Genomic DNA, 11,885 nt, shown 5'->3' with positions numbered 1-11,885 from the left:
GGCCCGATCCAGACGACGTCACCGACACCCGGCGACACCGGGTCCCCGTCACCGTCCCAGTCGACGCCGCCCGCCGGATCGGGCCGGATCGTCGGCGCCCAGTCCGGAAGGTGCATCGACGTGCCGAACGCCTCGCACAACAACGGCACCCGGGTGCAGCTCTACGACTGCAACGGCCAGACCAACCAGGCGTGGACGCTCACCTCGAGCAAGCAACTGCAGGTGTACGGCAACATGTGCCTGGACGCCGCCGGCTCCGGCAACGCCTCTGCCGTGCAGATCTACAGCTGCAACGGTCAGTCCAACCAGCAGTGGAACGTGAACTCGAACGGCACCATCACCGGCGTCCAGTCCGGACGCTGCCTGGACGTCTGGGGCACCGGCAACGGCCAGCAGGTCCAGATCTACGACTGCAGCGGTCAGGCCAACCAGCGGTTCAGCCTGAGCTGATCCCGCTGAATCGACAGCGGTGTGGCGGCAACCGCCGCCACACCGCTGTTTCGTGTCTACCGACGCCTCAGGATCTGATCCACTGCTGGTTGCTGCCCCCGTTGCAGGTCCACAGTTCGACCGCCGTGCCGTTGGCGGTGGCCGCGCCGGTCACATCCAGGCACAGCCCGGACGCGACGCCGGTGATGGTGCCGTCGGAGTTGATCCGCCACTGCTGGTTGGTCGCACCGGTGCAGGACCAGATTCGGATCCGGGCGCCGTTGGCGGTGCTCGGCGCGTCGAGGCACTTGTTGCCGTAGACGGTGAGCTGGTTGCCGGAGGTGGCCGTCCAGGTCTGGTTGGCGCCGTTGTTGCAGTCCCAGATCTGCACGACCGCGCCGTCAGCCTGGCTCTGCCCGTTCACGTCGAGGCACCGGTTGGAGCCGGCCCCGCGGATCTGCCCGGTCGGGCTCTGGCCGCCGCCGAGCGGGGTGATCGACAGGTTGTCGAACTGAGCCGTGACGCCCTGGCCGGTGGCGTAGCCGACCTGTCCGGCCACCCAGGTGGAGTCGGACACGCTGCCCACGGTGGTGCCGTCGATGGCCGCGGTCAGGGTGCTGCCGTTGAGGGTGAGCGACAGGTTGTGCCAGCGGCCGGTGCCCAGGGCCGACACGGTGCCACTGGCGAGAGTTCGCTGGTTGCCGCCGGTGCTGTTGCTGCGGATGGACCACGAGCCGTTGTCGGCCACCCGCAGGTAGTAGGCGTTGAGGCTCTGCGGCTGCTCGTGGTTGTAGTTGGTGGCCCGGCCGACGAGCTGGGCGTAGCCGGACTTCTCCAGCATGACGTCGGAGGAGACGGTGTAGTTGCGCCAGCTGAGATCGCCCAGCAGGGTGAACGGCTCGGCGTGGCCGGAGGTCCAGTAGATCGGCGCCTGCTCCGACATCTGGCGAACGCACTGACCGGCGCGGCCGCCCCCGCACCCGACCACCTCGAACGAGCCCTGGTGGTCCATCAGGTACTTCGCTTCCCGCCCGGGCTGGTAGCTGTCGAAGTCATCGCCGTACGGCAGCTGAAGGTTGCCCTGCGCCGGGCTGGTGGCGGTGCCTTTGCCCGGCCCGGTGGTCGTCGTGACGCTGTAGACGTAGCCGGGCTGGACGGTCAGCGAGAACGTCCCGTTCGACGGGGTGACGTCGGCGCGCTTGACGAAGTAGTCGGCGGTGCTGCCCGACCGGACATTGGTGGACCACACGTGCACCGTGCCGGTGGACAGGCCGCCGGTGACGGTGAAGGTGAGATCCTGCGCCGCGGTGGCGTCCATCGTCTCGATGATGGTGCTGTAGTCGGTGTTGTTGGTGGACTTGAGCGACACGTAGCTGCCGTTGCTCTTGTTGCCGTTCAGGTAGCCCGAGGAGCTGTCCAGGTACCGCCAGCCGGGCGCGGTGAACTGGGTGGTGTGCGCCATCACCCAGGCGTTCTTGCCGATCGAGTACGAGCCGGACCACGGTTGCGACGCCACCGCCAGCCCCGTGGTGCTCCACGGAATGTTCGGGGTGATCGCGGCGATGACCGGCCAGTTGAGGTACGCGGTCATCCTGCCGTCGATGTAGTCCCGGTTGATGCCCCGGGCCAGTGCCTGGGCGCCCGCGTTGTAGTCGTCGGAGCCGTTCTCGCTGGCCCACAGCGGCTTGCCGGAGTTGATGGCGTTCGCCGAGCTCGGGCAATCGGTCTGCGCGCTGCGGTACCCGCAGACGTAGTGGCTGCCGAACACCCCCACCGCGTTGGCGAAGGCGGAGTCGCGCTGGGCGTCGTCGGCCGCGGCCCAGCCGAACTCATCGGATGCCACGATCTTCACGTTGGGGTATCCGCGCGAGTTCAGCGCCGAGCGCAGGTTCTTGTACCAGGTCAGATCCCGGCCGCGCTCGTTCCAGCCACCGAGGTAGTCGATCGTCAGCCCGTGCGAGGCGGCACATCCGAGCCACGCGATCAGGTAGTCGATCGCATCGCTGGACCAGAAGTTGCCGTTGCCGATCCAGCCGGGCGCTCCCCAGGACAACCCGACGAGCTTGATGTTCGGGTTACGAGCCTTGGCCTGACCCATCAGCCACCACTCGTACCCGCGGTCGCAGTTCACACTGCCCCGGGTGTGCTCGTGGCTCGGTTCCGCGCCGGAGGTCGAGTTGGTGTCGCCGCCGATCTCCACCTTGAGGATCTGCATCGCCGCGCCGTAGCCCGGCTTGAACAGGTAGTCGAGGATGTCGCTGCGCTGCGGTTCGGGATAGTCGGCCAGCAGGCGGCTGTTGCCACCGCCACCGCTGATGGCACCGACGCCGTCGAGGGTCCGGCCGCCGGATGTGCCGTTGATGGTGATCGCCGTCGCGGCGTTTGCCGGCGCCGGGAAGGCGACCAGCGTGGTGGCCAGCAGCACAAGAAGCCCGGCCGCCGCCGGCCACGGTCTGCCACCCGCACGTATTCTCATCGGAAGCCCTTCCATGTCGGCCGGTACCGTCGGGTCTCAGACCGCGACGATCGTCCATTGCAGATTCGTGCTCGGGTCCGGCGCCCAAAGTTTCACCGGGGCGCCGACGGTGGCGACGCCGCCGCTGTCCAGGACGGTGCCGGTGCCGCGGTTGAGGATCTGGTAGCGGCCGTTGCCCATGTCGGTGAGCTGCCACTGCTGGTTGGCGCCGCCGTTCCAGGAGTTCTCCACCGCGAGGGCACCGTTGGTCGCGTTCCCGCCGCTGTCGGCGACCAGGCCGTTGGTCCGGTTGACGATCCGGTACCAGCCGCTGCCGAGGGCGACCAGTTGCCATTGCAGGTTGGTGCTGCCGTCGTAGTTCCACTGCTTCAGTTGCGAGCCGGCCGGGACGCTGCCCCCGCCGTCCAGGACCAGACCGGTGGCGACGTTGGTGATGCGCGCCCAGCCGGTGGGTATGCCGGCGCCGCCGCCGGAGCCGAGCGCGGGGATGGCACCGGAGAAGGTCAATTTCAGCACGTACGCCGGAGCGCTGTACGGGGCGGCGGAGGGCAGGGTGACGTGCAGGCCGCTGCCGTCCTGCGTACGGGTAGGAAGGTTGAGGTACGTGCCGGCGGTGCTGCCCAGCAACTGCACCGAGGTCAGCGAGCCGAGGTCGATCCGGCTCGAGCTCAGCGTCGTGATGTGCGCGGTGCCGCCGGGCCAGCCGAGCAGCGTCGCGTACAGGATGCGGTTGTCCTTGCTGCGGGTGAAGCGGACGTCCTGCGCGGTCCCGGTGCGCGGCGTCTGGAACGATCCACCGCCCATCTGCGTGGGGCCTTCGCCGTAGCTGCTCCACGCCCGGGTCGCGTAGATCGACTCTCCGAAACGCCGTAGGTAGTCGCCGATCCCGCGCAGCACGGTCTGCTGCCCGGACGGGATGGTGCCGTCGGCCATCGGCGCGATGTTGAGGACCATGTTGCCGTTCTTGCTGACCCGGTCGATCAGCGCGTGCAGCAGGGCGTTGGTGGAGTAGTAGCCGATGCCGACCGTGTAGCACCAGCTCGAGCTGCTGATGCTGTCGTCGGTGAGCCAGTACGGGGTCTGGATGCCGGCCGGTCCGCCCCGCTCGAAGTCGTAGACCTCGCCCCGGTTGTTGAACCCGTCCTTGTACGTGGCGACGACTTCCTTGTCCCAGGCCACCGCGCGGTTGTAGTAGTACGACAGGAAGTCCAGCCGCCGCGACTCCGGCAGCTGCGTGAGGTTGAAGTCCTGGTAGAGGATGTCCGGCTGGTAACCGTCGATGATCTCGCGCAGTTTGTCGTACCACAGCTGCTGCTCGGCGGCGGCGCCGAGCTGGCCGTAGAGCTTCTTCAGGCTCGCATCGGACTGCGCCGGCACCCACTGGTAGTAGCCGGTGAAGTGGTACGCGTGGTGCATCGCGACCATGAGCTTGAGCCCCTTGCCGCGGATGGCGTCGGCGTGCAGGCGCAACAGGTCCAGCTTCGGTCCCCGGGCCACCGAGTTCCACTCGTTGACGCTGCTGTTCCACATCGAGAAGCCGTCGTGGTGCTCGGCCACCGGACCGGCGAACCTCGCACCGGCGTCGACGAACAGCTGGGCCCACGCGCCGGGGTCGAACGCGCCGCCCGCCGCGGCGAGCTTCGGCGCGAACTGCACGAAGTTGCCCGCCTTGTCCCGGGCGCCGTTGATGAAGTCGTGGTACGGCCACACCGACGGGTCGCCGTACACGGCTTTGTGATGGTTGTTCTCGTTCGAGCCGTTGTTGTACATGTTCCGCGGGTACCACTCGTTGGCGTACGCGGGAACGCTGAAGACACCCCAGTGGTAGTAGATGCCGAACTTGGCGTCCTGGAACCACTCCGGTGCCGGCGGATGCTGATCGACCGACGACCAGGAAGCGGAGTAACTGGACGGCCCCGGGATGGCGGCGAAGGCGGGAGTCACGCGCAGCAGGCCGGTGGCGCCGGCGGCGGCGAGCAGGGACCGACGGGTGAGTCGGGGCATGCGATCACTCCTTCAGCGATAGCCGGCGGCGACGACGTTGGCCTGGACGGCGTTCTCGGTGGCGTCGGACGGGTAGCCGGCCACCATGGCGCCCTCGTAGAACGTCCCGGCGCTCAGGTTCGCGCCACCGTCGGGCTTGCAGCAGTCACCGCCGCTGCCGAGGACGATCGCGCCTTGCTTCTTCATCGGGCTGTACCCCGAGGGAAGACCGCCGTCCCAGAGCGTGACCAGGCTGCCGGACTGGGCGTCGCTGCCCTTCAGGGCGAACCGCGAGGATCCGTTGTTCTTGAGCATCGCGGTCACGAACTTGCTCGTGAAGGCCCGCTGGTTCGGGTTCCACGAGGTGCTGCCGCCCGGGTAGAGACCCCACTCGAGGTCGGCCTGCACCCACGGACCGGTCCCGGAGCAGCCACCGAACCAGCACTGCTTGCCGAAGTTGATGGCGTCCATGGCGCCGGCGGCGTCGGCCTTGCGCGTGGTCTCGCTGTTGCCGTAGTCGAAGCAGCAGCCGCTGTTGACATGGGTGCCGCTGGTGACCATGTACATTCCCTCCGGCGCACTGCCGGTGGGAATGCCGGTCAGGTGTCCGTCGCGCCAGTAGCTGTTGCTGGGGTTGATGTACAGGGAGTAGGCCTTGGCGCCGCCGATGCTCAGCGACTCGGAGGTCGCGACCGCCGGCTTGCTCTGCGATGACCCGGGAACCACGGAGGATCCCTGGTACCACAGGTCGTTGCCGCGGCCGGACTGGTCGTACACCACCGTCACCACGCATGTCGTGCCGGAACAGAAGGCGTCCTGCGAAGCGGCGTCGGCCGCCCCGCTGCCGAGCGTGCCGATGTTCCTGGTGGCGTTGTCCGAGCTACGCCGCACCTGGTAGAGGTTGCCGCGGTAGGAGCCGTAAAGCGCTCGTACGGTGCTGTGCGCGGCCACGCACGGGGTGCCACCGCTCGCGTAGAGGTCGCAGGGCCCGCCGGCCGTGGTCGAGGTGGTGCCCTGGCTCCACCGCTGGTTGGCCTGGCCGTTGCAGGACCAGAGAATGATCTTTGTGCCGTTCGCGGTGGCCGCCCCGTTCGCATCGAGGCAGAGGCCCGACTGGACGCCCGTGATGGTGCCGTCGTCGTTCACGTTCCATTGCTGGTTGGTCTGGCCGTTGCAGTCCCAGATGATGGCGGCGGTGCCGTTGGTGGTGCCCCGGCCGGACGCGTCGAGGCACTTGTTGCCGTACCCGGTGAGTTGTTTGGTGGAGGTATAGGTCCAGGACTGGTTGGCGGCGCCGGAGCAGTCGTAGAGCTGCGTCTGCGTGCCGTTGGTGGTGCTGGAGTTCGGGACGTCGAGGCAGCGTCCCGAGGCCTGCCCGACGATGCGGGCCGGGGTGCCGACGACGGCGGCCGCCGCGGAGTGCTGGGTGACGGCGACGGCCGTGGTCGTCAGGATGAGGCTGAGCGCGGCGCCGGCGATGAGACGCAGCCGGCGTGCGGGGGGCCGGGTGGGGGTCATGGGGATTCCTCCGGAGGTCCGGTCGCTATGGGAGCGAGACGTCGTCGAGGTAGTAGCCGTCGGTGCCGGAGGCGGTCTCGACGTAGAACGTGGCGCTGGTCAGGGTTCCGCTCCACGACACGGCTGCCGTGCCGGTCAGCTGCGTCCAGCCGGCGGAGTTGACCGTCGTCGCGGGGGTCAGCGACACATAGCTGGTCGAGCCGCCCGCCGTGATCGCCAGGGTGGCCCGCGCCTGCGGCGTGCCGCTCTGGCTCCGGACCCAGGCGCTCGCGGCGTAGGTCTTGCCGTTCGCCAAGCGGGAGGTCACGTCCTGCGCGATGCCGTTCCAGGACGCCGTACGACCGGTGATCGCCAGGGACCCGGCGCCGCCGTGCGCCACGCTCGTGGTCGAGGTCAGCGTCCCGGCGCCGAATACTCGCCAGCCGGTGACGCCGTTCTCCGCACTGCCATTGGTGATCGCGTCGGTGGCGGCGGCCGACCCGGTGAACTGCCACCAATTCACGTTGAACAGCGAGCCCCCGCCGCCGGTGAATCGCAGGTACAGGTCCTGCGTGCCGGTGGCGCCGCTGACCGGGCAGGTGACCGTGGTCCACGTCTGCCAGCCGCCGGTGCCGGGAACCGTGCAGGTTCCGATCAGGGTGCCGGTGGCACTGCCGAGGCGCAGCTCGATGGCGCCACCGGACGCGGCCGAGGCGACCCGCGCGGAGAACGATGTCGCGCCGCCGCCGAAGGCGACCCCCTTCACCTTGAGGTAGTCACCGTTGTCGATATAGCCGACGTTCATGCCGCCCTCGCTCGCGGGCTCCGTCTCCACCCCGCTCTCCCAGGCGATGGTCTCGGCCTCCTGGCGCACGTACGGGTTGAGCGTGCCGATCTGGGGTGCGCCCGTGCTGGTCATGGTGATCGTCGGGATGGTGCCGTCGGCGTTGTAGCCGAACTTCTCCACGGCGACGGATCGGGTGTAGCCGCCGCCTCCGGGGAGTGCTCCGTTGTGGTAGAAGAAGTACGACCCGCCGTTGAAGTCGATCACGCCGGGGTGGTTGGTGAAGCTGCTCCCCTGGGTCGGCATCACGGTGCCGCGGTAGGTCCACGGCCCGGTCGGCCCGGTCGCGGTCGAGTAGGCGATGAACTCCGAACAGCACTTCGCCGCGAAGACGACGTAGTACAGGCCGTTGCGCTTGTACACCCACGGCCCCTCTTCGAACAGCGTCGGGCGGTTGGCGTCGCCGGTGCGGGTGCCGAAGCCCGCGGTGGTCAGCGGGATCTTGGTGGGACTACCCGAGTACGAGGTCATGTCGGCGTTCAGCCGGACGTACCAGAGGTCCGGGTTTCCCCAGTACAGGTACGCCTGTCCGTCGTCGTCGACGAATACGGTCGGGTCGATCTGGCCGTTGCTGACCAGCGGATGGCCGATCGCGTCGGTGAACGGCCCGGTGGGGCTGGTGGAGACGGCCACCCCGATGCCCATCTGGCCGGTGGCGCGCACGGTCATCGGCACGTACCAGTAGAACTTGCCGTTGCGGTAGATGGCCTGCCCGGCCCAGGCGTTGGCGCCGGCCCAGCTGAAGCTGGCCAGGTTCAGCGGCGAGCCGTGGTCGGTCCAGTTGACCATGTCGGCCGAGGACCAGACCCGCCACTCCTTCATCGTGAAGTAGGTCGAGTTGTCCTCGTCGTGCCCGGTGTAGAGGTAGACGCGGCCGTTGTAGACCAGCGGCGCCGGATCGGCCGTGTAGATGGTCTGCACGATGGGGTTGTCGGCTCGTGCGGCGGGCGCGAAGACGGCGATCGCACACAGCATCAGCGCGGCGGCGAGGCCACGGATCGATGCGCGGTGAGCGAGCTTCGACGGCATGGGAGCTCCTCTGGGTGAAGAGGGGTCGGTCAGGCGCGGGACCACCGCTGGTTGACGGCGGCGGTGCAGGTCCAGAGCAGGACGAGGGTGCCGTTCGCGGTGAGGTTGTGGTCGACGTCGAGGCACAGCCCGGACTGCGCGCCGCGGATGGTGCCGTCGGAGTTGAGAGACCACTGCTGGTTGGCGCCGCCGTTGCAGTCCCACAGCTGGGCCTTGGCGCCGGCGGTGGCGTTGGCCGGTGCGTCGAGGCACTTGCCGAGCGCCTGCAGCGTCTGGCCGGAGCTAGTCCACTGCTGGTTGGCGCCGCCGTTGCAGTCCCAGATGACCGGCTGGGTGCCGTTGGCCGTGTTGCTGTTCGGCACGTCCAGGCAGCGGCCGGAGGCGGCGCTGACCAGGGTGGTGGAACCGGAGGGATTGCCCGTGCCGCCGCCACTGACCCGATAGACCACGGTGCCGTGGCCGGGCACGGACGCGCTGATCGCGCCGGTGCTGGTGCTGGCCGCCTTGGTCCAGGCGTCGAGGAGGGTGAACGAGCTGCCCGTCTTGCCGATCGCGGCGGCCGTGGTGGAGACGGTCGTGGTGGAGCTGCCCTGGTTGAACAGCGCGACCGCGACGTCGCCGTTGGCCAGCTTCTTGGCCAGCACCCGGCGGGTGCCATCGTTCGAGATCTGGGTGGCTTGCAGGCCGAGGGAGTCCTGGTCGATCGCGATGAGGTTCTGGTTCTTCAGGATCGTCTGGGTGGCCGAGGTCATCGAGCGGATGTCATTGCCGGCGATCAGCGGGGCGGCCATGATCGTCCAGAGCGAGAAGTGGCTGCGCATCTCGGTGTCGGTCATGCCGCCGCGGCCGACCTCCATCATGTCGGGGTCGTTGAAGGCGCCCGGCCGGGCGTATCCGGCGAGCGGCACGGTGACGTTGACGATGTTCTGAATGCCCATCGGGTAGCCGTTGGTCTGCCCGGTGTCCCAGGCGTTGGTGATGTCCTCGGTGGTGCGCCACATGTTCGCCACGTCGCCCCAGTTGCGCTGCGGGCCGGTCTTGGCGTGGATGCTGTTGGGGTTGATGCTGTAGACGATCGGCCGGCCGGTGGCGGCCAGCGCGTCGCGCATCTTGGCGAACGTGGTGACCTGGTCGTTGATGGTGCCGTTGGGTGAGCACCAGTCGTACTTGAGGTAGTCGACGCCCCAGGCGGCGAACTGCCTCGCGTCCTGCGCCTCGTGGCCCTGGCTGCCGGTCGCGCCCGGATAGGAGTTGAAGTACTGGGCGCAGGTCTTGTCGACCGGGACCTCGTACAGGCCGAACTTCAGGCCCTTGCCGTGCAGGTAGTCGCCGAGGGCTTTCATGCCGCTGGGGAAGCGGGACGAGTCGCCCTGCAGGTTGCCGGCGGAGTCCCGGTTCGGGTTGAACCAGCAGTCGTCGACCACGACGTACTGGTAGCCCAGGTCGCGCATGCCGCTGCTGACGATGGCGTCGGCCATCTGCCGGATCAGCGTCTCGTTGATGTTGCAGCCGAAGGTGTTCCAGCTGTTCCAGCCCATCGGCGGAGTCCGGGCCACACCGTTCTCCAGCGCCAGGGCCGCGGGTGCCGAAACGACGCTCAGGGCACCGGCGGCCAGCAGCAGTCCGGCAGCGAGCAGGGTCTTCAAACGTCTCATGGGTGACCTCCCGCAGATGGTGTTAGCGATAACAGCACCGAGCACGCCAAACTCTGCGCCGGGGAAGCAGCGGGGCGAATGGATGCGAACGTTAACAGGTGACCTGTGACATTGCCAGAATGTTTCCGCATCTTCAAGAGAAGACGCCCAATGGGATCGAACAGTGTGTATCGTTTCATTCACCCATCGCGGCGCATTCTTCCTGGTCGAATGTGTTTTGGTGCCGCATTCGATCCATTCGACAGCCCGCGAACAATGCCCGATCCAGGCGTCCGACCCGTCACCACGGCGCCGGTAACAACTTTTCAGTGCCAAACTGCAAATATTCATTCTTGACGAAAAAGTTGTGAAGGTTAACATCGACAAGCGACTATCAGGATCATCAGGAGGACCACGTGAATCCATCCCCGAGCCGACGCCGCCGATGGCTGGCGAGTGCGGCCGCCGTGCTGACCGCGGTGGCCGGCGGCGTGCTCACGCTCGTGAACGCTCCCGCGGCGTCGGCCGCCACCATCGACACCGGCGCCTGGTACGTGCTGGTCAACCGCAACAGCGGAAAGGCGCTCGACGTCTACAACCTGGCCACCAACGACGGGGCCCGGATCACTCAATGGTCACGCAACGACCAGAGTCAGCAGCAGTGGCAGTTCGTCGACTCGGGCGGCGGCTACTACCGGCTCAAGTCACGGCTGTCCGGCAAGGTCCTCGACGTCTACAACTGGTCCACCGCCGACGGCGGCGCCATCGTCCAGTGGACCGACAACAACGCCGCCAACCAGCAGTTCAGCATTCAGGACATCGACGGCTACCTCCAGCTGATCAACCGAAACAGCGGCAAGGCCGTCGAGGTGCAGGGCGCCGCAACGGCCGACGGTGGCAACATCGTCCAGTACGCCGACTGGAACGGCGCCAACCAGCAATGGCAGCTCGCCCGGGTCGGCGACTCGACCCCCACGACGGCGCCCACCGGCGGCACCTGTTCCCTTCCGTCGTCCTACCGGTGGAGCTCGACCGGTGCGCTGGCGAACCCCAAGTCGGGCTGGGCCTCCCTCAAGGACTTCACCGCGGTCCCCTACAACGGCGGGCATCTCGTCTACGCGACGACGCACGACAACGGATCGACGTGGGGCTCGATGAACTTCGGAGTCTTCACCAACTGGTCCGACATGGGCTCGGCCAGCCAGAACGGGATGTCCTCGGGCACGGTCGCGCCGACGCTGTTCTACTTCGCCCCAAAGAGCGTCTGGGTGCTCGCGTACCAGTGGGGTCCGACGGCCTTCTCCTACCGGACCTCGAGCAACCCCACCAACGCCAACGGGTGGTCCTCGGCACAACCGCTGTTCTCCGGCAGCATCTCCGGCTCCGGCACCGGCCCGATCGACCAGACGCTCATCGGCGACGGACAGAACATGTATCTGTTCTTCGCCGGCGACAACGGCAAGATCTACCGGGCGAGCATGCCGATCGGGAACTTCCCCGGCAACTTCGGCTCCTCCTACACCACCGTCCTGAGTGACTCGACGAACAACCTGTTCGAAGCTCCCCAGGTCTACAAGGTCGCCGGCCAGAACCAGTACCTCATGATCGTCGAGGCGATCGGTAGCCAGGGCCGCTACTTCCGCTCGTTCACCGCCACCAGCCTCAGCGGCTCGTGGACACCACAGGCCGCCACCGAGAGCAACCCCTTCGCGGGCAAGGCCAACAGCGGTGCCACCTGGACCAACGACATCAGCCACGGCGACCTCGTCCGTTCCACCGCGGACCAGACCATGACCGTCGACCCCTGCAATCTGCAGCTGCTCTACCAGGGACGCGCCACCAACTCGGGCGGCGACTACGGTCTTCTCCCCTACCGGCCGGCCGTACTGACCCGGCAACGCTGACGACGCATCACCAACCCTTGCTGACCGCCCTCGGCCGCCCCGTCCTGCATGGCGGGGCGGCCGACGCCCCGACTGACAACGGCGGTGAG

7 protein-coding genes are annotated in these 11,885 nt (G+C 67.7%); 2 read left to right on the top strand and 5 right to left on the bottom strand.

Annotated features, from left to right (window positions below; all coding sequences use genetic code 11):
- Positions 1 to 6 precede the first annotated feature (6 nt).
- Positions 7 to 450, top strand: a complete 444-nt coding sequence (locus ODJ79_RS37145; protein ID WP_317620737.1) for an RICIN domain-containing protein — start codon at positions 7 to 9, stop codon at positions 448 to 450.
- Between the two features lie 67 nt (positions 451 to 517).
- Here ODJ79_RS37145 and ODJ79_RS37140 read toward each other — a convergent pair whose 3' ends face one another.
- The 5 genes from ODJ79_RS37140 to ODJ79_RS37120 form a co-directional block, all read right to left on the bottom strand.
- Positions 518 to 2,905 carry a ricin-type beta-trefoil lectin domain protein gene (locus ODJ79_RS37140; protein ID WP_263028362.1) on the bottom strand — a complete coding sequence of 796 codons (2,388 nt, stop codon included), beginning with the start codon at positions 2,903 to 2,905 and terminating at the stop codon, positions 518 to 520.
- A gap of 36 nt (positions 2,906 to 2,941) precedes the next feature.
- Entirely contained in the window at positions 2,942 to 4,909 is a 1,968-nt protein-coding gene (locus ODJ79_RS37135; RefSeq protein WP_263028361.1) for an alpha-L-fucosidase, read from the bottom strand.
- Between the two features lie 12 nt (positions 4,910 to 4,921).
- Positions 4,922 to 6,406, bottom strand: a complete 1,485-nt coding sequence (locus tag ODJ79_RS37130) for an arabinofuranosidase catalytic domain-containing protein (protein ID WP_263028360.1) — start codon at positions 6,404 to 6,406, stop codon at positions 4,922 to 4,924.
- Positions 6,407 to 6,431: 25 nt separating this feature from the next.
- Positions 6,432 to 8,204 (bottom strand): family 43 glycosylhydrolase, encoded by a 1,773-nt coding sequence (locus tag ODJ79_RS37125; protein ID WP_263028364.1) that lies wholly within the window; start codon positions 8,202 to 8,204, stop codon positions 6,432 to 6,434.
- A gap of 83 nt (positions 8,205 to 8,287) precedes the next feature.
- Positions 8,288 to 9,913 (bottom strand): glycoside hydrolase family 27 protein, encoded by a 1,626-nt coding sequence (locus ODJ79_RS37120; RefSeq protein WP_263028359.1) that lies wholly within the window; start codon positions 9,911 to 9,913, stop codon positions 8,288 to 8,290.
- 395 nt (positions 9,914 to 10,308) lie between these two features.
- On the opposite strand from ODJ79_RS37120, the gene ODJ79_RS37115 reads away from it, so the two are divergent.
- Complete coding sequence (locus tag ODJ79_RS37115) at positions 10,309 to 11,796, top strand: non-reducing end alpha-L-arabinofuranosidase family hydrolase (RefSeq protein ID WP_263028358.1); 1,488 nt, start codon at positions 10,309 to 10,311, stop codon at positions 11,794 to 11,796.
- Positions 11,797 to 11,885 lie beyond the last annotated feature (89 nt).

The sequence above is a fragment of the Actinoplanes sp. KI2 genome, assembly GCF_025630775.1.
Classification (GTDB): Bacteria; Actinomycetota; Actinomycetes; order Mycobacteriales; family Micromonosporaceae; genus Actinoplanes.
This window is presented reverse-complemented; position numbering and strand designations above follow the sequence as displayed.

Coding starts and splice junctions, on each gene's coding strand:
- ODJ79_RS37140 (WP_263028362.1), bottom strand. CDS start 2,905: ATGAGAATACGTGCGGGTGGCAGACCGTGGCCGGCGGCGGCCGGGCTT.
- ODJ79_RS37135 (WP_263028361.1), bottom strand. CDS start 4,909: ATGCCCCGACTCACCCGTCGGTCCCTGCTCGCCGCCGCCGGCGCCACC.
- ODJ79_RS37130 (WP_263028360.1), bottom strand. CDS start 6,406: ATGACCCCCACCCGGCCCCCCGCACGCCGGCTGCGTCTCATCGCCGGC.
- ODJ79_RS37125 (WP_263028364.1), bottom strand. CDS start 8,204: ATGCTGTGTGCGATCGCCGTCTTCGCGCCCGCCGCACGAGCCGACAAC.
- ODJ79_RS37120 (WP_263028359.1), bottom strand. CDS start 9,913: ATGAGACGTTTGAAGACCCTGCTCGCTGCCGGACTGCTGCTGGCCGCC.